This is a genomic window from Stieleria tagensis, from assembly GCF_024129865.1.
GTDB lineage: Bacteria > Planctomycetota > Planctomycetia > Pirellulales > Pirellulaceae > Stieleria > Stieleria tagensis.
In genome coordinates this window covers 49,873-76,872 of sequence record NZ_JAMYFE010000052.1, presented here as the reverse complement: position 1 = coordinate 76,872, position 27,000 = coordinate 49,873, and the positions used below count along the sequence as shown (strand labels likewise).

Below are 27,000 nucleotides of genomic sequence, written 5' to 3'. Positions count from 1 at the left end.
GTGCTACGCACCCACACCTGCGGTGAACTCCGCAAAGAACACGTCGGAACCGAAGTCACTCTCTGTGGGTGGGTTGAAAACAAACGCGACCATGGCGGCGCGGTGTTCATCGATTTGCGGGACCGATACGGGCTGACCCAGGTCGTGATCGGCCCTCCGGAAGCGGACCAGGCCCAGATCGACGTCGCCGGCCACGTGTCGGCCGAAAGTGTGATCCTGGTGCGAGGCAAGGTGGCAGACCGCTTGGAAGGCAAGACCAACGACAAATTGGATACCGGAGCGATCGAGGTTCGCTGCCCGCAACTGGAAATCCTGAACGCCTGTCAAACCCCGCCGTTCACCCCGGGCCAAACCGACCTACCAGGCGAAGATTTGCGGCTGAAGTACCGCTTTTTGGATCTGCGTCGCCCGGAAATGCTGCGTGGCATGGTGCTCCGCAGCAAGATCGTCAAAACGATGCGCGATTATTTTGCCGAACATGATTTCATCGACGTCGAAACGCCGATCCTGGGACGCAGCACGCCAGAGGGAGCTCGCGACTACCTGGTTCCCAGCCGCGTTCATCCCGGCAGTTTCTACGCGTTGCCACAGTCGCCGCAGTTGTACAAACAGATCCTGATGGTGGCCGGATTTGACCGCTACGTTCAGGTTGCCAAGTGTTTCCGCGACGAAGACTTGCGTGCCGACCGCCAGCCCGAATTCACCCAGTTGGACTTGGAGATGTCGTTTGTCGATGCCGACGACATCATGGGTCTGATCGACGGCCTGGTGGCCAGAACGGCAAAAGAGATCTTGGGCAAAGAGATCTCGCTGCCATTGCCGCGGATGACCTATGACGAAGCCATGCGACGCTACGGCCATGACGCACCGGACTTGCGTTTCGGCATGGAGATCGTCGATGTCACAGCGGTCGCCAAGAAGACCGAATTCCGAGTGTTCCGCGCCACCGCCGACGCCGGAAACTTTGTGCGTGGTCTGCGTGCCGTGGGCGCCGCCGAGAAATACTCGCGCCGCCAAATCGATGAACTGACCGAGTTCGTCAAAGAATTCGGTGCCAAAGGCCTGGCATGGTTCCGCGTCGAAGAAGACGGTTCGCTGTGGAGCCCCGTGGCCAAGAACTTTGATGCCGAGCACCTGGCCGAAATCAAAGCACTGATGGACGGTCAGCCGGGCGACCTGTTGATGTTCTTGGCCGACAGCTGGGAAGTCACCTGCAAGGGACTCAATGCACTTCGCAAACGCTTGGGTGCCGAACTGGAGCTGTACAGCTCCGATCAACTGAATTGCAGCTGGATCACCGAGTTCCCGATGTTCGAACAGGACGAAGAAACCGGTCGCTGGAACGCCATGCACCATCCGTTCACCGCGCCATTGGCGAGTGACCTGGATCAACTCGATAGCGACCCCCGCGCCTGCCGCGCGCAAGCCTATGACTTGGTGATCAACGGTAGCGAAGCCGGCGGTGGGACCATTCGAATTCATGACCAACAGACCCAGTCCAAAGTGTTTGAACTGCTGGGCATCGACGAAGCCACCGCAGAGGATCGCTTCGGATTCCTGCTCAACGCACTCCGCTACGGTGCGCCGCCGCACGGCGGGATCGCACTGGGGATCGATCGCTGGGTGATGCTGATCGCCGGGCTGGAAAACATTCGCGAAGTCATCGCGTTCCCCAAGACGCAAAAAGCATCGGATCTGATGACCGCAGCGCCGGGGCAAGTTGACGCAGACCAGTTAACCGAACTGCATCTGCGCACGCTGGCTAAAAAATCCGAGTAAGATCAACGGCAATTCCAGCCACAGCTACCCGCCTGAAAAGGGAACTCAAATGCGACGACGAACCGCTCTGCAAACCATGGCCGCACTCGGAGCCGCCACCTGGAGTGTCTCGAATCGACAATCGTTGATGGCCGAAAAACCGGCGACCGACGACAGCACGCCGTGGCTGCGCAAGACACTGAAAGTCGGCATGATCAAAGTCGAAGGCACCTTGGAAGACAAGTTCCGCGCGGCCAAAGCGGCCGGGTTCGAGGGGGTGGAAGTCAACACGCCGGGGATCAATGTGGATGCGGTCAACCAGGCCAGCAAAGCAACCGGATTGATCGTCGACGGCAGTGTCGGTGGTTCGCACTGGAATATCCGCCACAGCGATCCAGACCCGGCCGTCCGTGCCGATGCATTGGCAAAGCTGAAACAGGCGATCAAGGAAACCGCCGACGTCGGAGGTGATTCCTGCCTATTGGTGGTCGGTCACGGCAAAGACGGCACGCCCGAAGAAGTTTACCAACGATCCAGCGACAACATTCGCGCCGCATTGCCAACGGCTGAACGCTATGGCGTGTCGATCCTGGTCGAAAACGTCTGGAACGAATTCCTGTACGACAAAAACGGTGACAGCAACCAAAGCGTGCAACCGCTGGCCGACTACATCGACCAGTTCGATTCGCCGTTGGTCGGACTGCAATTCGATCTCGGCAACCACTGGAAATTTGGCGACATCGCCCAGTGGGTGCGGACACTGGGGCCGCGAATCCAAAAACTGGACATCAAAGGCTTCTCCCGCCAGACCGGCAAGTTCACCAAGGTCACCGAAGGCGATGTCGATTGGCCCGCAATCGAAGCAGCCCTGCGTGAGATCAATTTCCGTGGCTGGTGCGCCGCAGAAGTCGCTGGCGGTGACGCGGCACGATTGAAAGAAATTGCCGAGAACATGGAAACCGCACTGCATTGCTCGGTCAATCAGCCCCAGAAAGCGAATGGCTGACGACAACACCGCCCCCCCCTGTCACGTCTCGGTGATGCCAGGTGAGATCGTGGACTGGGTCGCCCAGTGCTCTCCGACGGTGATCATCGACGGCACCTACGGCGCCGGTGGACACTCCCGATTACTGCGCGACATCCTTCCCCCAGACGGATTGGTGATCGGACTTGATCGCGACCCCGCCGTTTCCGCCCTGGTCGAATCCCAGCCGCCGCAAGATCGCATTTCCCTGTTCCTGGGCAGCTACGAAAAAGCGGGCCAGGCGTTGCAGGCCTGTGAGTTGGAACATGCCGATGCATTGGTGTTGGATCTGGGGCTCTCCAGCGATCAGTTGGCCGACCGAGATCGGGGGTTCAGCTTTCAAAACGATGGCCCTCTCGATTTGCGGTTTGACCCGGAGAACGGAGTCCCAGCCAGCGAGTGGCTGACACGGCACAGCGAGAAAGAGATCGCCGACGCGATCTATCAATTCGGCGAAGAACGTTTCAGCCGCAGGATCGCACGTGAAATCGTGTTGCGATCCAAACAACGCCAGCCAGTGCGAACCGTCGCGGAAATGGTCGATGTCTGTCGCCGCTGTGTCCCCCGCGGCAAGAACCACGACATCCACCCGGCGACACGCACCTTTCAAGCGCTGCGGATCGCGGTCAACGAAGAACTGGACATCCTGACCCGAACACTTCAGGCTGCACCCGAGTGGTTGTCCCCGGGCGGCCGGATCGCAGTGATCAGCTTTCACTCGCTGGAAGACCGGATCGTCAAGAATGCATTTCGTGATGACGAGCGGTGGCAGATCCTAACGAAGAAACCGTTGCGTCCAAGTGACGAAGAAGTAGCGGCGAATTCACGCTCACGGAGTGCGAAACTGCGCGTGGCCGAAAGACGCTAACGCAACACGGTCATCTTTTCGCGAGCGTTCGCGACCGGGCACTTCATGTACCCGGTCCGTGAGGTTTTCGGAGATGACATAGCGGAGGACTCCGTGCCATCAACGATGTCAGCCCGTGGCCGCAAGCTGACCGCGTGAACCCCACGCGAGGCGAACTCGCGGAAGATGGTCTGTCGAAACGACGGATCCTGACCAGCGAGGTATCCCAGGGCGTTATCGTCGCAACCTAAAAGATAGCAAAGAGTTACGTCCAGAGCGGGACATCCGTGGCGGGCAAGCAATCGGCGTCGCTTCGACCCGATCGATAGCCTTAGGTTACGCGGCCAGCAAACGCGGTCAACCGCAGATTTCAGAGTTTTCAAACTGCCCAAAGCACTCGGTGGCGGTAACCCGTTATTCGATGACGAGTTGCGTCTCAGCATCGGTGTCGGGACTTTTTTCGGGAATCTGGCTGACCCACTCGCGACCGCCAATTTGAGCCATAGGAAAACACCCATCGGAGCCGCTCACGATAGCAAAATCCGGTGATTTTGCACTTCCATTTACAGCCAGGAATAATCCGCCAGGGTTTTCAGCACAGCGTAATCCGCTACCGTCTCCGCCTGCAGCTTCCGTAGGGCCGTGTGTCGGCGTCGATCGACCGTCCGCGGACTGGTCGACAAGGATTCGGCGATCTGCCGATTGGGTATGCCTCCGATCGCCAGATCCAACACTGCAATTTCCTCGACCGACAGCAATCCGAGCAATTTCACCGCTCGGCGAATCTTGCCCTGGCGGGCGAACGACTGTTCGGAAACCATCATTGCTGATTCGATTTCGTCGGCCAATCGCCGCAGATCAAATGGCTTTTCGACCACCGTCGCCGCCCCGTGCTTCATGACTTCCACCGCCGTCGGCACGTCGGCAAAAGCGGTCAGTAGAATCACCGACAGACAACTGCCCGAATCGTTCAACCGATGCAGTAAATCCAGCCCCCCCATGCCAGGCATGCGAAGGTCCGTGATGACACAACCGATGTCGTCATGGCAGGTCGCGTTTAATAATTCTGACGGTCGCTCAAACGTCTTGGGCGAATACCCCATCGCCCGCAGCGAATCGGCCAGGGATGCGAGAAGTTCTCGTTCATCGTCGACGATGTACAGAGATGGAGAGTCAGTTTGGCTCGTGAAATCATTCACTAGATCAGTGCTTGTAATTGCCATCTTGGCTATTATTGAAGAGAGAAGATCTGATAGCCCGCTGAGAATAGAACAGCGAAATCCGATGCGCGTACACTGTAATCAATTGCACTGCGCAAAAAAAATCCCTACCGCACCTGATTGACGACACCTTCAGCGGCGAAACGAATAGAGTGCGTAGTTGGTCCTCGACCTCCGTGGCGGGGGGGATCGGTAGTCCGAAGCGTGAGTTTTGAAGCCAGCGCTTATGGTATCCCGAAGCGTCAGCGAGGGATTTTTGGGAGTTAACGGGATCCCTCGCTGACGCTTCGGGTTACCCAAAAACAATGCCCACGCGAAAACGCTGGCTTGAAAACTCACGCGTCGGGTTACCCACTCAGCAACCCGGTCCGGCCTCACAGAGAATTCCGAGTTGCCGGTGCTGCATGATACCGGGAACGCTGCGGTCAATGTTGTGGTGGGGTCAACGACGCGGCTGTTTGGCCTGCTGTCGCTGGTGCATGCGATGCAGGGCGTCATTGGCAATGCGACCGCAGTCTTGGGCTGCCCGGGAAGCGGAGCGACAGGTTTCGATCAATTCGCTCAACTCAGCTTTGTTTGGCCCGCGTTGCAGTTTGATCCCAATCACATCGATCGCCATGACAGCGACCGACAACTGATTGTTCAGCTGATGCAGCGTTTGAGATGCGTCGCTGATTGCATCACGCTGTTGCTCGGCCGACGCGGTCAGCCTTAGATGCCCAAGTAAACCGACGTGGGCCGGATTACCATCTCGAGTTTGGCGAACCACGATCGTTTCGTGAACGTGCCGAACCGCTGTCGCCGCATCAGCAGATTCACCAACCAGCGGCATGCGTAGCCGATAGAGTTGCTGCAGCGGATCCGTGGCGACGCCGTCCAACGCAGCCAAGATCCAGCGCGTGCGCTGCTCAACGATTGGCTCAGCGATTTCGAGCTGGATGCTGCTCTCCCGACCAAGCGGATGCTGCAACGTCGAGGCTGCTGATCGCTCAGCGGCAAACAGCCCGACCGATTGCGGCGTCCCCCAAACATCATCGACTCGGATCTCACCGGCGCCCGCGGCGCCTTGCCAGAAGATGATTTCAGGCTCCATCGATCATCGCAATCGACTGCGAAGGATGTCGTTGATGCGGCCGATCGTGGCGTCGGATGAATCCACCCCATCAAGCAACTTTTTCCCCAGGTCATCGATCATGCCATCGACCTGAGCGGTCATCGACTGTGCATCGATCTGCTTTAACTTGAACCACTGATTCAGCTTCGCACCTTCGTCGGCATAGGCCTGTTGAACACGAGCGGTCAGCTGCTGTTTGGCTGCATCCACTTGCTGGCTGACCGCTTGGTCGACGGCATCCCGCAAAATTTTCCCCAAGTTGGTATCCATCTGCATCGCCATCTGGTCCCAGGTCCCTTCGAATCCAGCGTCGATGGTCACGGTATCGACCGCAGCCAAGCTTTGTTGCAAGGCGGTTGTCGCGGGCAGTGAATCGTATTTCGAGTCGACATCCAGACCGATTCGAACACCGGTTTGTTTGCTGACGAAACGCCCTTGGATTTGATCGCCTTCGGATCGCATTTGCACCCACACCTCGCGTTTTCCGCCGGTCACCGACACCATCGTGCTGCTGTCGCTGCCCAACCGCAATTGGGGAGCATCCGATTGCGGCCAGTGCAACGTCAATCGGTCGATGTCGTTGGACAATCGACGATCGCGAATGTAGTCGACGTTCACCACTTGCGGCCCTTCCAGACGCAATTGTGCCCGCAACGGTTGCGGCAACAATTTCGGCGACGGCGTCAAGTTTTCGACCACACCGGACAGCGAATACGCGTTGCCGTCGACCCGCATCACGCCCTGCAATTCACATCGCTTGACCAAGAGACTTGGCTGGCGACGATCGCCCAGCAGATCGATTTCAATGCCGCGCGCCCGCTCGGTTTCCGGTGCAACGATGGTGTAGTTGGCGATCGTGCGGCCGCCTTCCCAATACTCTTTGATGCTGGCAATCTGATCTCGAACCGCTTCGCTGATCAGGTCGATGCCAAAGTTCTTTGACTCGGCCAAGTTGCCAGGAACGTATTGGTCGATCCGGTCCAAGTCGATTTGTTTGGCCTGTTTCAGCGATGCCAGGTCCGCTTCGAACCGACCGGGAATCGCATCGATCGCGGCCAGGATCGTTTTCAGCTCGACACGGGTTTCGTCGGCCAAACCAACGGTGTTGCCGATTTTGTCCCAGTCTCGCAGCGGATTGTCGATGTCACGCGTGTTCTGTTTGAACTGTCGAACGTTTTGCTCCAACACTTTGGCACGCTTTGCCAATCGGTCATACTCGGATTCCCAGTATTCCTTGATTTGTTTGCTGCGGCGAACGGTTTCCAAATCTCCCGCGGTCTGTTCGGCTTGCTCCTGCATCCGGCCGGCAATCCCGCCCAGCATTTCACCGATCACGCTGGGTTGATCCGACAGGCTCGACACCTCTTCTTCGGCCTGGGGCTTGTCCAGGTGCCCCGACTCGTCACGTGTTGCGCCAATCTGCAAACCGGTGATCGATGCTTCGCGTGCGACCCAGCGCCGACTCATGAGCGCCTGACCATCAAGCTCCAACTCGATCACTTCGGCGCGAAATGCGTCTCGCATCTCTTTGCTGTCGCGTGGATCAGCGACGCTGAACCGTTCGTAGCGGACGCGGGGCGGAAATAGCCCGACATCGGCTGATCCGATTTCAACTTTCGCGCCCGTTGCGCTCTGCAATCCTGCGACAGTGAGATAGCTGACGACCGGGCCCAAGCCCAGGCTCAACAGCAGCACCACCGACAGGACGATCAACAGTCGTGTTACAACAAATCGCCAGCGAATCATCCTGCTGCTTTCCTTTGCTGGGAGTGACGCAATTGATGAAGCAGGTAATTGAGCGCTTCATCATTGGGGTGCTCGGTTGGTTCATCGGACGCATCGGGGCCGGACGCATCACGATGCGCATTGCCACCGTTTTCCGCGTCGCTATCGGCCATCCGAATCACGTCGATTCGGGTCTCAATCGAAACCATTTGTTCGTTGCTGGGCAGCCGATCGATCGGGATCACTGCCGGAACGGATTCCGATTCGTGCTCGGATGCCGTATCTGTTTCTGCTGGCAGTGTGGTCACGGCCAGTCGGGGACGGATCGTTGCGATGGGCGCTGGGTCAGCGATCGATTCACCGCTCGCGACAGGATCCGTTTCATCTTCATCGTCCTGACAGTTTTCCCCATCAGCGTCCCCATCGGCATCTAAGCCCAAATCGGCAGGTGCCATCAGCCGGAACACCGGCAGAGTGATTGCAAAAATGGGTAGCACCGCGGCCAAACCGATCAGAAAGCTGCCCAGGACCACGGTGTTGTTCAAATCGGTCCAAGGCACCAACGGCATTGCCCAGGCTTTGGTAGCCCATTGGCTGCCCGTCGGATGCGTCAGCACTGATTGGCCGACCGCATGGGAATAGTGATCCAGCTGGGTGGCGACGAACGAGGCCAAAATAGCCACCACACCCAGCAGCGCGTGATTGACGCGAAAGCACAGCACGGCCAGCAAGACCAGCAGCGCCAGCAGATTTCCGTGCGGAATGATCCCCAGCAAAACGCCCAACGCCACCCCACCAGCCAGCTGGTGAGGGAATCGCCGACCTGCGATCGCCTTGCGCAAGTTTTTGAATAGTTTGAGCGAAAATAGGACCATTTCGGTGCGCCTCCATGCGCACAAATCACCTGCGAAGCTCCATCGATGAACTTCATCGGCACCTGGCCCTACTAATATTCAGCACAACCGTCACATTTTCACATCAAAATCTGCGGCGCGGATCGACGCGTGGATCAAGAGTCACGGTTCATAAAACACAACCTCGCAGGTGGGGAATCGTTCCCGAAGCAATTGACGAGAGTCCTCCGTCATCTGCGGCGCTGTGATGACTAGAAGCGAGAGTTGTACGCCCGTCGCTCCGCGACTCAATCACGCGTGTTCCCCGCCGGCTCTCAATCGCGGAGCGATGTCATTCGTTAGCCAGGGGTGAAACCCCTGGATTCAGCGACGACATACCGCGCAGTCGCGGAGCGACGACATTCTCTACCGCCCCTCGGGGGCTCGTTGATATTCTTTGACGATCAAGGCCTGGGGCTGACGCCACCAGGCTATCGACTCCCGTCGCTCCGCGACTCAATCACCCGTGATCCCCTCCGGCTCTCAATCGCGGAGCGATGTCATTCATAGAACAAACGTTTCCGCGTCGTTGAATTCCCTGGTTCTGGCTCTTCTTTCGAGTCCTAACTCGTACTCAGCGGTGTCGGTTTGCGGCTGTTTCGAGTACGAGTACTACGATGTTGCTGCGTGAACGATTGGAGCACTGAATTTGCCGCCGCTACAGCAGATGCTTGGCTTTGATTTCCAGGTACTGGTTGACCAGCGGTGCGGTCAATTCGTCGGGAAAGGCGTCGACCAACAGCACGCCGCGGTGCTCCAGATCCTTCAGGACTTGGTCGCGCCACACCAAGATGTCAGCCGCTGCCGCGGCGCGGTACAGATTGGAATCGCCGCCCCCGGGCGTATCGGCGGCTTCGAACAACGTGCGATCGCGCAAGATCACCGCCATCGGCAGGTGGTGCCCACTGAGATTCCCCAGGTAGTCGGTCACCGCCGCCGAGTTGACTTCATCGATCACGTTGGTTGCCAACACCACCAACGAGCGGCGTTTACAGTGGTTTTTCAAATAGAGAAACGCCTGGTCGTAGCGTGATTCGACCATCCGCGGGAACTGATCAAACCCCGCGTGTAACAACCGATTCATTTGGCTGCGACCGCCGCGCGGCGGGATATAGGCGTGCACCGAATCGGAAAAACAAAGCATGCCCACCGAGTCGCCTTGATGCAGCGCGACATAGGCCATCATCAGGGCTGAATTCAACGCATGGTCCAACAGCGAGTAACCGTCACGGGTGTTGGTCATCATCCGTCCACAGTCCAGCAAGAACACCACGCGCTGGCTTTGATCGCTCTGGAATTGCCGGACCGTCAGCTTGTTTCGTCGGGCGGTGCTGCGCCAATCGATATGGCGAAAATTGTCATCTCGACTGTAGTCCCGCAATCGTTCGAAATCACTGTCCTGACCGACCCGGCGGGTCCGCCGCACCCCGATCAGACTCAACCGATTCGTTCGCGCCAACAGCGCGTAATCGGACAACTGCTTCATGTCCGGATAGACGTTCAACGCGCTCGGCAGCGGCAACTCGATCTGCCGTCGCCAGAGTTTCAGGGGGCTCAAAAAACGTAGGTAGACCGATTCCAATCGAAACGCTCCCCGCCGCCCCGGCGTCAGTTTGCGGCTCATCGTCACCCGCCCCAGCGGCGGCAAACGCATCGAATGCTGACCGGGGTGGGACTCGAATCCGTCCGGCAAATCGTCACGGACATCACCAACCAGAGTCAACCCGCTGCGATTCTCCACGGTCAGCCGACTGTCGATGGGGACGCCCAGCGAGCAGGAATGAGCGATCTCGCGGCTGACTTCGATGCCCTGGCTGGTGCCCACATAGACCGCCAAAAAATCGATCGCCGCCACCACGATCAGCAACCCGTCCAGGGCCAGCACCCACACAAACAGATCCGGTGAAAACACACTGACAATGCTACCCAGTAGCGTCACCACCAACCCGGCGACCCACCACCCGGTCGGATACAGACGGAATCGCCAAGCCGCAATCAGGAGCGGCACGGCGATCAACAACAGCATCAGCCAGGGCAACTGGGTGTAGGCCTGGAAACGCTCTTCGGCGATCTGACGAATGGTGTCGTTCATACGCCCCATCGTAACCCCTGCGCGACCCCGACCACAGTCGCCACCAGCGCGGCGCGTCAGCGCCCAACGCTTCGGTCGACCAGGGGACGTTGACCAGGGGACGATGGACGCGCTGGCGCACTCTTAGCGGCGATCACCCATCAAGCGGAATACAAAATAGGCCAATGTCATGATCGCCTGCAGCGTCCCGGCGACGTAGGTCAATGCGGCAGCATTGAGCACCTTGGCGACATAGTGTTCCTCGTTGGCGGAAATCAAATTTGCGTCGACCAAGTGGCGGCGGGCGCGGGCACTGGCGTCAAACTCGACCGGTAGATTAACGACCTGGAAAAACACCACGCCGGCAAACAACACGATTCCCGCCAGCAACAGCGCGTTGCCAATACTGGGCGTTTGATAACTGAGCATCAATCCGATCGTGGCCATCGTCACGCCGATCCGACTGCCGAAATTAGCGACCGGGACTGCCATGTTGCGAATCACCAGCGGCGCATAACTCTGAGCATCCTGATAGGCATGCCCGGCCTCGTGACAGGCCACGCCGAGCGCTGCCATCGAGCGCCCGCTGTAGACCTGCGAACTCAGCCGCAACACTTTGTCGCGAGGGTCATAGTGATCACTCAGGTGGCCGCCGACCTGTTCGACAGCGACTTGATTCAGGCCACCTGAATCCAGCATCCGCCGCGCCGCCTCGGCACCAGACATCCGCGCGGGAACCTGGGACATCGACTCGAACGTGTGCTTGACGCGCCACTGGGCATACAAACCCAGCAGCAACGGGGGGCCGATGAACAGAAAGTAGATGGGGTCGAAGATCACGGTAGTTTCGGGTGGTAGTGTGGGTTGGGGAAGAGTGACAGCTAGCGATGCATCCGGCGCCTCTTGGCAGGTCGCCGGCGGGCGGTGGCATGAAGTGCAATTCGCAGACCAAAACCGACTGACAAAACGTCGCCGCAACAGCCACATCGCTCGCTCTGCCAATTTGTCCGCCGCGGCAGGGGAATGGCCCCTGTTGCAAGTGCCGCAAATGCACCAAGATAGGGCTGCAAATCCGGCGAGTCGGCAAATTTAGCTTGGCATCATCCCCCGGCTGTGGGTGGCGAAAACCGCGAGACGTCGACCGCTGTATCGGGCCTGCCGGTTGAGTCTTGATCGACTTCGCTTACGTTCTGGCACACCGTTTGCTACTCGGCACTGCGAGTTGAATTCACTGTCATCTTGGCGCGGCTGTTTGGCCCCCGGGTGATCCCGATAAAGACCATACACACTTTCCCTTCATTTCCCCGCATTACAGAAAAGGTATCCGCAACCATGGCGACTGCCACCAAAAAGAAGGCTAGCGTTCGTCTGCAACCGATCGGCGAGCGAATCGTGGTCCAGCGAGAAGAAAGCGAATCGACCACCGCTGGCGGAATCGTGTTGCCAGATTCGGCAAAAGAAAAACCGGCGCGCGGCACCGTCATTGCGATTGGCAGCGGCAAACTGCTCGATGATGGCTCACGTGGCGAAAGCCAATTGAAAGAAGGCGATCATGTTTTGTTTAGCAGCTACGCCGGTGAAACCGTTGAAATCGACGGTGTCGAACTGCTGCTGATGCGTGAAGACGACGTCTTGGCCGTGCTGGGTTAATCTGCCCCCCCCACTCAAGCATTTCGACGCCCGCTGAACCGGCGGGCGGTCCGATCGGCCGGCGCGCAAGCACGTTTGCGCCCCCCCGTTTTCGATTCCACCTCCAATACAACCTGAAATCAGAATTCCATGTCAAAGATTATTGCATTTGATCAGGAAGCTCGCGAAGCGATTCGCCGCGGCGTTTCCAAATTGGCTCGCACCGTCAAAGTCACGCTCGGTCCCAAAGGCCGCAACGTGATCTTGCAAAAGAGTTTCGGTAGCCCGACCGTCACCAAAGACGGCGTGACCGTCGCCAAAGAAATCGAACTCGAAGACGTGTTCGAAAACATGGGTGCTCGAATGGTCCGCGAAGTCGCCAGTCGCACCAGTGATGTCGCCGGCGACGGGACCACCACCGCGACCGTGATGGCCGAAGCTATTTTCAACGAAGGCCTGAAGGCTGTCGTTTCGGGCGTCAATCCGATTCAAATGAAATCGGGCATCGAAACCGCCGTTGCCGAACTGACCGAAAAACTGCACTCGATGGCAACCAAGGTCAAAGACCAATCGGCGATGGCTGACGTTGCCACGATCGCCAGCAATAACGACCGCGAAATCGGCGAACTGTTGGCCGACGCCATGAGCCGCGTCGGCAAAGACGGCGTGATCACGGTCGACGAAGGCAAAAGCCTGCAGACCGAACAAGAATGGGTCGAAGGCATGCAGTTCGATCGCGGCTACCTGTCGCCGTACTTCGTCACCGACAGCACCAGTATGGAAGCCGTCCTGGAAGACGCTTACGTCTTGGTTTTTGAAAAAAAAATCAGCAGCATCAAAGACATGGTGCCGATGCTGGAAAAAGTCGTTCAACAGGGCAAGCCACTGTTGATCATCGCCGAAGACGTCGATGGCGAAGCGTTGGCCACCCTGGTCATCAACCGCCTGCGCGGCACGTTCAACGTTTGTGCCGTCAAAGCACCCGGCTACGGCGATCGCCGCAAAGCCATGATGGAAGACATCGCCATCCTGACCGGTGGACAAGCCATCTTTGAAGCCCTGGGCATCAAACTGGAAAGCGTCGACCTGCCGCAACTCGGCCGCGCCAAGAAAGTGATCATCGACAAAGACAACACGACGATCATCGAAGGTGCCGGAAAGAGCAGCGACATCAAATCTCGCATCGACCAAATCCGTCGCGAAATCGAAAACTGCACCAGCGACTACGATCGCGAAAAGTTGGAAGAGCGTTTGGCGAAACTGGCCGGCGGCGTGGCGAAAGTCAACGTCGGTGCAGCCACCGAAAGCGAGATGAAGGAAAAGAAGGCTCGCGTCGAAGACGCCTTGCACGCCACCCGCGCCGCCGTCGAAGAAGGCATCTTGCCCGGTGGTGGTGTCGCCCTGTTGCGTGCCAGCAGCAAGGTCAAACCGAGTGAAGACCTGACCGACGATCAATTGGTCGGTTACAACATCGTTCTGCGTGCCTGCCGCGCTCCGCTGCACATGATCGCGCAAAATGCTGGTCAAGACGGCGGAATCGTGTGCGAAAAAGTTGCCGGCATGAAAGGCAACGAAGGCTACAACGCACTGACCGATGTCTACGAAGACCTGGTGAAGGCCGGCGTCATCGACCCCACCAAAGTCACGCGAACCGCGCTCGGAAACGCAGCCAGTGTCGCGACGTTGTTGCTGACCAGCGACGCTCTGGTTGCTGAAAAGCCCAAAGACGGTGGCAAAGGTCACGGCGGCGACCACGACATGTATTGATCCGCTGCCAAAGCGAATCAACAACCAACGAAACCGTCCGGGGAACCCACCCCGGACGGTTTTTTAGTAGGCCAGGTGAAACCTGGATTGAGAGTAGGCCAGGTGAAACCTGGCGCGAGTGCCAATTAACCGCCAGGTTGCACCTGGCCTACTATTGATTGCACCGGGCCTAATTGCGGGCGGCGAGAAACGCGACCGCGACGCCGCCGGCCAATCCACACAGGTGACCGTCCCAGGACACGCCATCGGCCCCTGGCAGGACACCGGACATCAACGTGCCACCGAATAAAATGCCCACCACAATTGCAACCGCCACCGGAACCAACCGCTGATGCAAGAATCCGCTGACGATCAAGAACCCGATCAAACCAAACACCAATCCACTGGCCCCAATGTGATTGGCGTCCCGGCCGACCAACCATAACAACGATGCCCCCGCCACGGATGTCAGCCCTGCCAACAGCCAAGGGGATTGCCGCGTGGCCACCAACAATCCCAACAGCACCACCAGCGAGACCGAATTGCTAAACAGGTGACTGAAACTGGCATGCAGAAACGGCATCGTGATGATCCCGATCAATCCGCTGACCCGTCGTGGATGCAATCCGTAGGCGGCTAAATCCAACGGGATCACCGCATCGACCAACCGCACCAGCCACATGACCAGCAACACAATCGCGATCCAATAAAACTCTTTCTTCATCTCAGGCAAAACTGTGCCAGCGGTAGCGGTCATTCAGTGACAAACGCTCCATCGTTTGTTCCACCGCCGCCCGCGATTGATCCCCATCGATCAGCAACAGATCGATGTAAGACGACTCGGTTCCGGCGGCGCCACCGAGCGTCCTGCCCAACTGTTGGCCTTCGAGCGCCTCATCAAGCGCCTCTTCGATATTGTGCCGCACCGCGGCTTGATCGCCATCGGGAAACACCGCCCCGTCGATTTGCAAATATGCAAGTGATGCCCCGGTGTCCTGTAGCGGGTCCTCGTTCAACCGTCCGCCTTCATCGATCAACTCGAACGCCAATCCCGGAATGCAAGTGGTCCCGGCAATCGTGTCACCCCGCAACACCGGACTGGCCTCGCGGACCGTGTACCCGGTGTAAGATCGCAGCGGCGAATGCTTCTCCCAGCCGTGATAGCGCTGAATGCCTTTGATGAAGGTCGGCAATTCCATCAACCGGAACACCGTCCGTCCATTCACTTCGCTGGCATTGACCTCAGCAATGTCGATGCCGCCCAACCAGGTCTGGGTCCCAAATTCGCCCAAGACTTCGTCGAGCAACAAGAACAACAGTTGGGCATGATGCTGTTCGGGTAACTCGGCAAACAACGGGTGCCAAGCAACAATGTCGATCACCTCGCGTTCTTCATCGACCGCGGCACGAATCAGAAAACTCTCTGAATCGACACGCCCGAGCGATCCGATTTCGATCGACACGCCCTCGGTCTGGGCGCTGGGCTGGCGGGATTCATAGAACGTCCATCCCGGTAGTTCGACCGCTTGGCTGAGCCAATATTCGGCCAGCAACTGCACCGCAACTTGGCCTTCGCCGGAAACGGTGAAACTGTGCCCCCCGTCTTCCCCGGGGCCAAAGACCCATGCCAATCCGGGCATCGTTTCGCCCATGAATTCCGAGACTTCATCGGCTAGATCAGCACAATTGCCCGCTTCGATGGTCTCGTAGAATCGACCGGCGACACTGGGAAACCACTGCCAAAACAACTCGACGCGCTGTTTGAATGTGGCGTCGGTTGGCAACGCATCTAATCCCTGATCTTCCCTCTGTACCATTTTCTAGCCTCCCGCTTTTCACCACGCAGCATCGCGATCCGACCGCGCAGCAACTGGTAGATTCTCTGATGGACCGGATCAGTATCACTGTTCTCGCGAACGAATTCTACCTTCCAGACCTTGATCAACGCAGCCGGGTCGGCAGATTCGATGCCCTGCAGCCCAGCGGCGACTAATTTGGAGACTCGCAGGAACGGTTCCGCCAAGGAATTTTGATTGACCATTCGGCAGGCATGCTCCAGTTCATCGTCGCCGCCTTTGAAGACGGTGTAGATGCAGCGGATCACGCGACACTCTTCGGTCATCTCGTCTGGCCCCCTGGCCTCGGCATCTTTCAGCAGGGCTGCGACCAGTCGCAAATTCCGGCAATACAACCCGGCTGACATTGCCGGTACAGTCTGTTGAACGTCTCGATTGCGAACACGCCGAAACCGTTTCGCCAACTTTCCAGCCAGCCGTGATTGATCCTGGCCCACCAGCGTCCACAACGCATTGGACCACAGCGCCGCGTCTTTGTAGACATGCCGGCCCATGTGTTTCAGGATTGCCAGCGTCGGGGCATGCGCGAACGCATTGCCACCCGGTTGCTCGTCATCACAGGTGGCGCGCAAGACACTTAGAAAATAGGCTGCAGCGGTATTGCGTGCCGCACTCGGCCGCAGGTTCAAGAACAGATTCAAACCGACGTGAAAGTTTTCGGCGTTGGTGTAGACATGAGCCCAGGTGTAACCGATCGCCTTGTTCGCACGCCGCTTCGTGATCGCATTGGTCAGCTTGGAGGCAAAATTCGGGAATCGATCTCGGTTCAAATACTTGCTGGCGATGGCCGCAATCTCTTCTTGGTCATTGACGCCCGGTTTATCCTTGGGCAAACACTCCAACGTCACCAGATAGTCGCTGACATCGTCGGTGGCTGCGGCGATCAATAGCCGGCCGATCGCCAGCATTCGCAGTGGGATTTCGGTGCTGATACTGTCCAAGTACTCTTCGGCATCGCTGACTTGCGCGTTGTCGATCATCAACCCCATCAGCTCCTGGAGCGCGCGTTCGTACTTGCGATCCAGTTCCAGTGCATACTGCAGATGCTCGACGGCGCGCTCACGACGATTCTGACGCACCAGGGTGGCAGCGTAATAGCCGTGGCTAACCGCCAGGTGACCGCCGCGACCGACCAATGCCGTTGCCGCTTCGTCGTACCAGAAAAGAATGGATTGTTCGTCACACCAATCCGCCAACCGAATCCAGTTGTCCAGATCCGTGGGATCGCGATGCAATGCCTCTCGCAGTTTCTGACATGCCGCTTGTGATTGCCCCATCGCATACAAAATGCGAGCGGACAGCAAATCCAATGCCTGTCGATCTGCGGGATCAACTTCCGGCGACTGGCAAGCCGCCAACGCTTTGTCGTAATACTTGCGTTGAAACAAACGGTTGGCGAACAGCGCATGAATTGCTGCGCAGCGGCGATCGAGCTGCATGGCATCGGCGATGACCAGCAATGATTCTTCCCATTGATCGTCGCGATGCAGCATTTCTGCCAATCGCAGATGTGCCTGGGCATCGTGCGGCCGGGCTTTGATCATCCCCCACGCCAAGTCGACGGCGGTCGATTCCTTGCCCTGTTTGAGACATGTCTGCAATAGAAACGCCCAAGCATCGGGCGAACCCGGTGAACGCAAGGCAGCTTGCTTGGCCAGCCGCATCGTTTCGGTTTTTTCATCCGCCGCTGCCGCCATCGCTACCATCAACGCCGGATCGTCCGGCGCAGCACGCAGCGCGCGTTCTAAGACCCGACGGGCGTCCGCATCACGCTCGGCAATCCGATAACACGCGGCGAGTCGACAGGTGAGTTTTGAATGTTTGGGGTGCAAACCCAATCCACATTCGTAGGCCAGAATTGCTCGTTCGACCTGCTTTTGAGTGTCATACAGCTGACCGAGCTGCAACCAATACTCGGCGCAACCGCCAAGCTGTTGCTCGTGTTTCAACAACACTTGCTCTGCATCGCCGTACTGACGGAAATGCGTGTAGTGTGTTGCCAACAACAACCGTGCCGTCGCACCGGTCGGACAAATGTCACAGATCTGTTGCAATTGCTGCGTTAAAATCGCAGGATCCAAAACAGCGCTGGCAACACCATAGTAGGCCGTCAGCCCCGATCCCTTGGTGCGCTGTTGGACCAACTGATCAAAAATGAATTCCAAATTCTGTTGGCGCTCGGCATCGTCATCACAGATCAACATCCACGATTCAATTGCCGGGCTATAATCACAGTCCAACTGAATAGACTGGCGATAGTCATCGTGGGCATCTTGCAATCGTTGGGCATGAACGAGTGCATCAGCACGCACCTTCAGCGACGGGGCACCGTAGTCACACTCGACAGCCCGCTGGGCATCTTCAAGTGACTGGTCCTCCCAACCACAATTCCCGCCCAGCTCGGAGCGCTGTCGCCAACACCAACCATCGTCGTAGGACGTGATCAACATCCGATCGACAAATTCAACCGCCTCGAAAAAACGCCCCGCCGACTTGTTTTGCAAGACGGTGGACGCCAGCAGCGGCCGGCAATGGGGGAATCGATCCGTCATCGCGCTCAGGTATTGAATCGCATCGTGATGACCTCGCAAATCGACAAACAACGCCGCGATCGTGCCACTCAATTCGACGTCCAGCGGGTATTGAGTCGCCAGTTCCAAATAGCATTTCAATGCGTCGGTCGATCGACCATCCCACTCGGCCAAGATCGCTCGGGTGCGCAATTCAGCTTGCTGCGGTAGCTTGGTCGCTGCCGAATCGAGCAGCTTCAATCCGTCCTGCGGCGACTGGGTTCGCCCCAGGAATCGAGCGGCCTGGCAAATCAACTCGGCATCTTGGGGACGTTGTTCGATGGCTTGGTGAACCACGCCGACGGCGTCCTCGGTCCGCAGCGCGTCCTCCAGGGCGAGCGCATACGTCATGCCGCAACTGCGGTTAAATCGGCCGTGTTTCTCAAACCGCCGCCGCAAGACATCCAAGGCGTCTTTGTGACATCCCATTCGCTTGGCAGTCATCAGGTAGTCGCGGGCATACCGCTGATCCACCTCACCCGATGTCGCAGCCAATCGGTACAGTTCCAGTGCGTCGTCGGGGCGCGAACGGTTCCATAACCGGGCGGCTTCGATCACCAACCCGGCCGACAAATTTGGCGTGTCACGCAGCACGCAGCGCAGCAAAGACTCGCATTCATCCCGGTTGGCGTCTTGATGCAACAATTGCAACAGGCTCAAACGCGTGGACTGCGGCGCGCGTCGCTTGTCGACCGCCAATCGCAAGCGTGCAATCACTTGCTCCGGTCGATCGATCAACTTCATTAGATCGGTTTCCCACAACCACAGCACGTCGTTGTTCGGAAATTCCGACAATAGTTGACGCGTCAATTCCAACTGCAGTGGAACGTTTGCATCGTATCGGGCCAGATTCAAGCAAGCCCAACGGGTCATCCAATGATCACTGCACGTCCGCTGCAGATCTCGCACGACCGTCGACGCCGACTCGCGATCGTGATTTTCCAGTGCGACAGCGATTGCATGGTGTTGGTCATAATGATCGGCATCCGGCAAATCGATCGCATCCAATAACGATGCCTTGTCGGGCGGCAGCAACAGCAATCCGCGCGGACCGAACGCACGCTGATTGTCGATCATCTCCGCCGGCAGAATTTCGCTGACGCACCAACTGGCCGGGTCTTGGATCAGCAACACGCCGCGCCGCGAATCGTATCCACAAACCACTTGGACGTGTCCGCCACTCGGTGTGATCGTCGAAACGGAAAACGGAATTCCGGCATCGATCAATTGCTGTGCAACTTCAAAGGTGACCCGAAACTCGCGAGCCAGCATGCCGTTGTCGGTCGCCCAGCGGCGCGGTTTGACCGGCACCGAACCGTTGCAACAAACCTGGTCGACCACCTTTTCGTGATCGACGTCGATGCCCCAATAACTGGACAGCATCGTTAGCGTGGCCGGTGTGCAACTGACCTGTTCCTGCAACGTATACGGAACATTTAACTCCACCCGTTTCCCGTCGTCAGTAGGCGTCGCCAACTGCGCCGCGATCGATCGATAGAAATCGTCGCCTGCCAGTTGCGCCCACTTGGATGACCGCTCTAAATCGCCCGAGTGATAGGCCAGATCAGATCGCAGTGCGCAGACTGTCGCCAGTACGGTACCGTGTTTGGGACGTCCGCCACGCAGCGGATCGGCCAGCGGGAAAAACGTTTCAATGCCCTCCAGGACTTTGGTCGCTTGGTTGTAGCGCTGCCGCTGGATCAGCATCCCAGCCATTTGTAGTCGACTGGCACCGGATTGACCGTGGTCGACCAGTTCACCGATCCGCGAAAATGCTTCATTGATTTGATTGAACTGCAGTAGATAGTCCGTCAGCGCCAGGACCGTTGATCCGTGCCGCGGTGCAATTTCAAATGCGCTACGGCAGGCGGCAACCGCCCGTTGGAGTTGACCGCTTGCGGCCAGCACGTGCGCCTGGTCCAAATGCGGTTCGGGTGCGTCGGGAGCGATTCGAATCGCGATGCCACACAGTTCCAACGCGCGATCGAAATCATTCAAACCAGCCAGCATGCGGCCTTTGAGTCCGATCCAGCGCGCTTGGATCAGCGGATCATCGGTTGGTAGTTCGGTGTCTTTGAATTCCAACCACAACCGCGCTACCGGCGATCGGCCGAGTCGCTGGAGGGTGCGAGTGAGAATGACTTCGGCGTGATCGGGTTGCTGGCGACCAAGTCGATAGGTCAATACGTCGGCCAACTGGTCACCACCGAGCAGCGTGGCCAATTCAACCGCAGCGAGTTGGCCCTGGACACCGACCCACTGCTGGACGTTTTCGCCCAATGCGTTGCGACCAAGTTCCAGCGCATCCAACTGCCGACTGCTGCGACACAGGGCATCGATTTCGTGATAAATAGCAAGCCGCTGGCGGTGCTGGTCGAAACGACGGTTTTCAGGCGATTCCTTCGCAACCGTGTTCGCAGTTTCCCAAGCTACCGAGTCGGACATCACAAACTTTCTCCACTCTGACCCATTCGGCGACGATGCCGAAACCGATCGATTGCGTTGGTGTTCACGAGGACGGTTGACCCGAATCAATCCAGAATCTTCCCCGCGCACTGTTGTCTCTGGCTGCATCGGCGCCACAGCAGGCGCACTTCTTCAGCCATCCAACTGTTGGACGAAGCCGGTGGTCGTAGCGGGATCAGAACCCCAAAACGTCAAAATCGAAAATGGCCCGCCGGAACAATCGAACTGATTGGAATGCGCGACCTGGTCCACAGAGGGGGCAGGCACCAGCCTGCGACAGTTGTTCCGCTTCGTGTCCGTGCCCTAACAGCCACAACCGCGGGACCTGTCATCCCCGTACCACCAAACCATCTCAGAACGCACGTTTTCAAGTGACGCATTGGTTTTGCCTAACCCGACGCGTGAGTTTAGAAGTCGCGCTTTTATGGTAACCCGAAGCGTGAGCGAGGGATTTAGGGTGTTTGCGGGATCCCTCGCTGACGCTTCGGGTTACCAAAACCCAATACCTGACGCAAAAACGCTGGCTTCAAAACTGACGCGTCGGGTTGCGATAAAAGCACACATCCAAACGACGCAATCAACCCTTGAGGGGCGCCGGCACCGGCCTCAGGACGGCACAAACGAGCTACGCCGAGGCGGCGGAGATGGCGTCGGATTCGGCTTTTAACATTTGAATCGCTTCGGCCATCACTGCGGTCTCGATTTCATGCACATCGACACTGTCGCCGATGCCCCGCAACATGGTGATCGTCAACCGGCCACCCAGGTGCTGGCGAAATTCTTCCAGACCGCCCAACAGACGATCCAGCGGCGCCAGCGAGGAGTGCCACAGCGGCAATCCCAGAGCTGCCAGACAGTGACACACTCGCAATGCGTCGGACAATGGAAAACCGAGTTTCAAATGGGAATAGAAACAGTCGATCGCGACACCGATGCCGACCGCCTCGCCGTGGCGAATGGCGTAATCGGTGATCGGTTCCAATTTATGCGCCGACCAATGCCCAAAATCCAACGGCCGTGCTTCCAGCATCTCGAACGGATCACCACCCTCGGTGATGTGCCGCAGGTGCAGACGGCAACTGGTCGCGATCGCCTGTGTCGCCACGTCCATCTGGCGATTACGAATCGATTCGGCATGCTCGCACAGCCAATCGAACTCGTGACGGCTTTTCAGCAACGCCACCTTCACCGATTCGCTGAACCCGCTACAGAAATCACGATCCGAAAGGGAATCCAACAACGAGGCATCATTGATCACCGCCCAAGGCACGCTGAAGGTTCCCACCCAGTTCTTTTTGCCAAACTGGTTGATCGCGTTTTTCACGCCCACGCCGCTGTCGCCCTGCGCCAGCGTGGTGGTCGGCAACCGCACCAACCGAATGCCTCGGTGCGCGATCGCGGCGGCATAGCCGACCGCGTCCAACATTGCGCCGCCCCCGATCGCCACCACGTAACTGCGGCGATCCAAATCGTGCACGTTGATTTGAGAGAGAACTTCTTGAACGCACTGGGAATCGTTCTTGACCGCTTCACCGCCGGCAACCAACAGCGCCGGGCGGACCAGTTGGACATCCGCACTGCCGCCAAGCCGATGTTGAATTCGCGCGACATGATCGCTGGAATCGGCCACGGGATGTTCGGCGACCAGTAGCACTTTGACCGGACCGGCGCTGCCGCGATGCAGCACCGCCAACAGAGTCTGAAAATCTTGGCCAGAAACCTCGTGCGTGGTCCGCAAGCGATGCACAAACGGCACCGAGAATGCGATGTCCAATGAGTCGGTTTGTTTTGTCAAACGCTTGGTCCTGGCGTCCTTCGAATCTGGCGAACTGGATTTCGATGATGAAGAGCGCAACATTACGGCGTCTGGTCCTTCCAACCACGCCACAACCAACGCAGCGAGTCGGGGAAGATGGCGCCACCGTGGTTGCCGCTGTGTGCTCCCGTGCCAAACACGAATTTGTAATCGTAGCCGGCAAATGCAAGCGATTTGGCCATCTGCTGATTGGCTAGAGGCCAATTGCCATGAGCATTATCCAGGTCGTTCTCACCGTCCTGAAGAAAGACGCGGATCGGTTTGGCGTCGGTCTTGCGAATCATCGGCGCAAATTCATGACCGCCGCGAATGTTCACAAAGCTGCCGATGTGGCTGAGCACTTTGCGGAACTGGTCCGGACGATGCCAAGCCACGCCAAACGCACAGATCCCACCGGAACTGTTTCCACAGACGGCGCGAAGTTCGGGGTTGGCGGTGATCCGATACTCTTTTTCGACTTCTGGCAAGATTTCTGTCAGCAAAAATTCGGCGTAATCACCGCTGATCGTGTCGTATTCGAAACTACGGTTTTCCGGCCGGGGACGCCAACCCCGTGTCTCGGGCAACTCGCTTTTGTATCCCGGATCAATCATCACCGCGATCGTCACCGGCATCTCGCCGCTGGCAATCAAATTGTCGAACACCACCGGCAATCGAAAATCGCCACTGGTGCCTTCGAACGTATGGCCATCTTGAAACACCATCAACGCGGCGGGTGTTTTGCCATCATACTGATCCGGAACGTAGACGCTGTAGCGACGTTTGGTGCCCGGAAAAACCTTGCTGTCCAACCACACATGCTGGGTGACTTTGCCATGTGGCACACCCTCTTTGACTTGGGAATCCGGCCCGTGTTCGTATTGGGCGGGTTCGGCGGCAAAAGCGCGAACGGCAACGCCAGCGGGTAAGGTGACACCGGCGACCGCGATGATCCCGGCGACCAGCGTCCGCAGTGTCAGCCAGGCAACCGGAAACGCAATAATTCGGGGGGCATGTTTGTTCATCAAGGGGGAGGGCAATCGGGTCGGTGGGAAGCGGAAAAGGGCAGGATCTTTATGATAGCAGCCCGATCAAATCTGGCACACCGTTACCCCCACCGGCAGAACCAAATCCACAGAAGCGGACTTTCCACCAACGGCGTTGATTTGATATGCAACGATTCCCACTGAAGGACCAGTCGGTTTTTTCACTAACGGATTGCGACCCATGAAAGCGTTTGGCGTAAGACTCGCCGCAGGTTCTGTGACGATTTTGTTGGGGGCCATTATGGCCGCCCAAGCTCAAAAAGACCAACAAGAAACCACAGAATCGGCTTGGCAGGCCGACGGGATACCACCTGGTAAAGCCCCCTCACCGATTGGAACGGAAAAAAGTTTTCCGCCCAGTCGTCTGATGACTGCTGGCGACGCTGTGGAAGCATTGCGGCCCGTGGATGAAGAACCGCTCGATAAATCCGCAGCCAAACAGCCCGCAGCCGGTCAAGGCGTCGCACTGGTCCAGCACACCGAATCCGCCGGCGCGATGACGCTGCCTGATGACGATGTTGCCCTAGCGGATGAGTCAGCCGAGCAAGCCGCCGGATCGCCGCAAGCGATGACGATGAGCTTCCCCAGCTTTGACGACGCGCCGCCATTGGATAATGAATCGCTCGATGGCAACAGTGACACGGCGGACAACGATCTACAGCCAGGTTTGGAATCTGCGACGGCCCCCACCGGTGGCCCCTCGGTGATGATGGGCGTGCCGATCGCCGACACCGCCAACATTAGCGACAACGCTCACAGCCAGCCGGAAATCAAATTCGTCGATACGCCGCCGATGGCTTATCCCAGCGATACGACCCTGGGTAGCGCCCCGCCCCAGACCGACGCTGCCAATTCATCGTTCGAACAGGCTGCTGCGGAATTGGCCGCTGCCGATGTGGCTCCCGCTACGGATCACCTGTCCAATGAAATGCCGGCCGATGAAATGCCAGCCAACGATTTACGCAGCGCAGCGCCCATGGGATTGCGTGGCGCACCGGCCATGCCAGCCGGACTGGCCGACGAAGGCTTGGACGCGAACGAATTCGACAGCGACCAGCTGACCGACTATGGCAACGTCTCACATTCCAACACGCCTCCCAAAAGTGCCCAGCTGACCGATTCGGTCGACCCCAATGCGGGATCGCCGGCGTCGCTGATCACACCGGTGATGCAAGCGGACCAACTGAGCGGCCAACCCCGATTGTCGTCCGCACCCAACAGCACGATGTTGCTCAACCGCGAGCCACCGGTCCAGCTGCAAACCAATCCGCAAGCGACGCTTCAACAACCCGAGCACGCATCCGCCGCCCCAACCACCGGGGCTGTTGCAACCGGCGCCGCAGCAATGGGCGCTGCGGCGATGGGATTCGCATCGCAACCACAAATTGTGGACCAAGACAATCCGCAAGACAACGCGAGCGCGTTCAACACGGGGGCATACAACGCCAGCGCCTTCAACACCGGCAACGATCACGCCGCAGGCGATCCGATGGCCTACCAAGCGGCACCGCGATCAACCCTAGCCGCTCCGGCGCTACCGGCACCAACCTTGCCAGCGCCAACGATGCCGGCGAGCACACTGCCAGCACCGGCCTATGACGCAGCAGCGGCCAACACACCAAACCAATCGATCTACCAAGGCGTCGGCTACAAGAGCGCCGCGGCCGACGGAATGCTTCCGCCGGCCCCCACGCTAGCCTCGCCGGGCGAACGCTATCTCGATGGCCCCCAAGCTCCTTCGGTCGTGATTCACAAACGCGCTCCCGCAGAAGTCAAAGTCGGCAAACCGGCATCGTTTGTGATCACCGTCAAGAACGTCGGTGGATCCAAGGCGCTGGACGTGCAAGTCCATGACCGCGTCCCCAACGGGATGACACTGACCGATGCCACGCCACGCCCGAACCCTAAATTCCAACCGGAATTGTTTTGGGAACTCGGTGATCTGGAACCCAATCAGGAACGAACCATCACCCTGCAATTGACGCCCGAACAAGAGGGTGAATTGGGCAGTGTGGCGCGTGTCACTTTCCAAGCCGCTGCATCGGTGCGCACGATCAGCACCCGACCGGAACTAAAAGTCGTGCAACATGCACCCAAGGAAGTCTTGATCGGTCAACAATTGGAAATCGAACTTGAGGTCAGTAACCCGGGTACGGGCGAAGCGACCGGCGTGATCATGCAAGAAGATGTCCCCGACGGTTTAGAACACCCCCAGGGAAAACAGCTTGATAATTTGATCGGCAGTTTGGGCCCAGGTGAAACCCGCCGCCAGATTTTGCGAATGCGGGCCGTCAAACCGGGCATCATCAAAAATCAAATTCGCGTCAAAGCCGACGATGGACTGGAACATGTCGACACCGTCGCCGTCCAAGTCGTTGCGCCGGAATTGCAAGTCGCAATGACCGGCCCCTCGCGACGTTTCCTGGAACGCCAAGCCACGTACGAGTTGGAAATCGCAAACACCGGCACCTACGAAGCCAGCAATGTCGAACTGAGCGTTCAACTGGATCGCGGATTCACCTTCGTCAAAACGGATTTCGAAGGCCAATACGACTCGACGCGGCATGCCGTGTTCTGGTCGCTGCCAAAGTTGCAAGTCGGCCAGTCGGGCACCGTTCCATTGACGTTGCTGCCGGTCGAAGCAGGCAACCGCGTGCTGCGAACCGCAGCCTCGGCTGACCTGGGCGTGCAAGCCACGACCGAGAGTCAAGTCGTTGTGGACTCGATTGCAGAACTCACGTTCTCGATCAACGACAGCGCAGACCCGATCGAAATCAATGGGCAAACGACCTATGAGATCCGCGTCAAAAACACCGGGTCGCGTGACGACACCAACGTCAAGGTCGCAATCCAACTGCCGCCAGGCTTGCAGTTGGTCGAAAACGGTGACTTCACCCAGCAAGGGCAGGGCGTGATCGCATTCACACCGCGTGGATTGCTCAAAGCCAACGACGAAATGGTCTACCACGTCAAAGCCAAAGGCGTGACAGCGGGACACCATCTGGTCAAAGCCATCGTGACCAGCGACCAATGCGAAGTCCCCGTGACCAAAGAAGAAAGCATCAAAGTCTACGCCGACCACTAAAAAGGGGCTGGGGGTTTTTAACGCCGACTTCGCTGGCGTGGAGGTGGGACAACCTAAAGGTTGAACTCCAACGGGTTGGAACGACCGAATCGAGTGAGCGTTGGATGCTTCGATCTGGAAGCCGCTCAGATGAATCCTCCGCACCAGCGCGACGT

17 protein-coding genes are annotated in these 27,000 nt (G+C 58.0%); 6 read left to right on the top strand and 11 right to left on the bottom strand.

Annotated features, from left to right (window positions below; translation table 11 throughout):
• Genes aspS through rsmH form a run of 3 tightly spaced genes read left to right on the top strand, consistent with a single transcriptional unit; the run spans position 1 to position 3,650 of the window.
• Positions 1 to 1,779, top strand: a complete 1,779-nt coding sequence (gene aspS / locus NHH03_RS13290) for an aspartate--tRNA ligase (RefSeq protein ID WP_253156848.1) — start codon at positions 1 to 3, stop codon at positions 1,777 to 1,779.
• A gap of 49 nt (positions 1,780 to 1,828) precedes the next feature.
• A complete protein-coding gene (locus NHH03_RS13285) occupies positions 1,829 to 2,764 on the top strand; it encodes a sugar phosphate isomerase/epimerase family protein (RefSeq protein WP_253156846.1) in 936 nt (311 codons plus the stop codon).
• Positions 2,757 to 3,650 carry a 16S rRNA (cytosine(1402)-N(4))-methyltransferase RsmH gene (rsmH, locus tag NHH03_RS13280; RefSeq protein ID WP_315861451.1) on the top strand — a complete coding sequence of 298 codons (894 nt, stop codon included), beginning with the start codon at positions 2,757 to 2,759 and terminating at the stop codon, positions 3,648 to 3,650. The genes NHH03_RS13285 and rsmH overlap by 8 nt, the downstream gene beginning before the upstream one ends.
• 542 nt (positions 3,651 to 4,192) lie before the next feature.
• Here rsmH and NHH03_RS13275 read toward each other — a convergent pair.
• The 6 genes from NHH03_RS13275 to NHH03_RS13250 form a co-directional block, all read right to left on the bottom strand.
• Complete coding sequence (locus NHH03_RS13275; protein WP_253156844.1) at positions 4,193 to 4,852, bottom strand: response regulator transcription factor; 660 nt, start codon at positions 4,850 to 4,852, stop codon at positions 4,193 to 4,195.
• A gap of 439 nt (positions 4,853 to 5,291) precedes the next feature.
• Complete coding sequence (locus tag NHH03_RS13270; RefSeq protein WP_253156843.1) at positions 5,292 to 5,942, bottom strand: hypothetical protein; 651 nt, start codon at positions 5,940 to 5,942, stop codon at positions 5,292 to 5,294.
• 3 nt (positions 5,943 to 5,945) lie between these two features.
• On the bottom strand, positions 5,946 to 7,709 hold the full coding sequence (locus NHH03_RS13265; RefSeq protein ID WP_253156841.1) for a TIGR03545 family protein: 1,764 nt from the start codon (positions 7,707 to 7,709) through the stop codon (positions 5,946 to 5,948).
• On the bottom strand, positions 7,706 to 8,563 hold the full coding sequence (locus NHH03_RS13260) for a TIGR03546 family protein (RefSeq protein ID WP_253156834.1): 858 nt from the start codon (positions 8,561 to 8,563) through the stop codon (positions 7,706 to 7,708). The genes NHH03_RS13265 and NHH03_RS13260 overlap by 4 nt, the downstream gene beginning before the upstream one ends.
• Positions 8,564 to 9,239: 676 nt before the next feature.
• Entirely contained in the window at positions 9,240 to 10,673 is a 1,434-nt protein-coding gene (locus NHH03_RS13255) for a DUF58 domain-containing protein (protein WP_253156833.1), read from the bottom strand.
• A gap of 123 nt (positions 10,674 to 10,796) precedes the next feature.
• Positions 10,797 to 11,492 carry a zinc metallopeptidase gene (locus tag NHH03_RS13250; protein ID WP_253156831.1) on the bottom strand — a complete coding sequence of 232 codons (696 nt, stop codon included), beginning with the start codon at positions 11,490 to 11,492 and terminating at the stop codon, positions 10,797 to 10,799.
• A gap of 492 nt (positions 11,493 to 11,984) precedes the next feature.
• On the opposite strand from NHH03_RS13250, the gene NHH03_RS13245 reads away from it, so the two are divergent.
• A complete protein-coding gene (locus NHH03_RS13245; protein WP_253156829.1) occupies positions 11,985 to 12,302 on the top strand; it encodes a co-chaperone GroES in 318 nt (105 codons plus the stop codon).
• Between the two features lie 129 nt (positions 12,303 to 12,431).
• Positions 12,432 to 14,048 (top strand): chaperonin GroEL, encoded by a 1,617-nt coding sequence (gene groL / locus NHH03_RS13240; protein WP_253156827.1) that lies wholly within the window; start codon positions 12,432 to 12,434, stop codon positions 14,046 to 14,048.
• Positions 14,049 to 14,217: 169 nt separating this feature from the next.
• Here the strand turns inward: groL and NHH03_RS13235 are convergent, their stop codons facing one another.
• The 5 genes from NHH03_RS13235 to NHH03_RS13215 form a co-directional block, all read right to left on the bottom strand.
• Positions 14,218 to 14,751, bottom strand: coding sequence for a rhomboid family intramembrane serine protease (locus tag NHH03_RS13235; RefSeq protein WP_253156825.1), 534 nt, complete (start codon positions 14,749 to 14,751; stop codon positions 14,218 to 14,220).
• Position 14,752: 1 nt separating this feature from the next.
• A complete protein-coding gene (locus NHH03_RS13230) occupies positions 14,753 to 15,844 on the bottom strand; it encodes a hypothetical protein (RefSeq protein ID WP_253156823.1) in 1,092 nt (363 codons plus the stop codon).
• Positions 15,817 to 20,898, bottom strand: coding sequence for a C39 family peptidase (locus NHH03_RS13225; protein ID WP_253156821.1), 5,082 nt, complete (start codon positions 20,896 to 20,898; stop codon positions 15,817 to 15,819). Before NHH03_RS13225 ends, NHH03_RS13230 begins: the two co-directional genes overlap by 28 nt.
• Before the next feature lie 646 nt (positions 20,899 to 21,544).
• Positions 21,545 to 22,714, bottom strand: a complete 1,170-nt coding sequence (locus tag NHH03_RS13220) for a 3-dehydroquinate synthase (RefSeq protein WP_253156820.1) — start codon at positions 22,712 to 22,714, stop codon at positions 21,545 to 21,547.
• Between the two features lie 62 nt (positions 22,715 to 22,776).
• A complete protein-coding gene (locus NHH03_RS13215) occupies positions 22,777 to 23,739 on the bottom strand; it encodes an alpha/beta hydrolase (protein ID WP_253156819.1) in 963 nt (320 codons plus the stop codon).
• 202 nt (positions 23,740 to 23,941) lie between these two features.
• On the opposite strand from NHH03_RS13215, the gene NHH03_RS13210 reads away from it, so the two are divergent.
• A complete protein-coding gene (locus tag NHH03_RS13210) occupies positions 23,942 to 26,845 on the top strand; it encodes a hypothetical protein (protein WP_253156818.1) in 2,904 nt (967 codons plus the stop codon).
• Positions 26,846 to 27,000 lie beyond the last annotated feature (155 nt).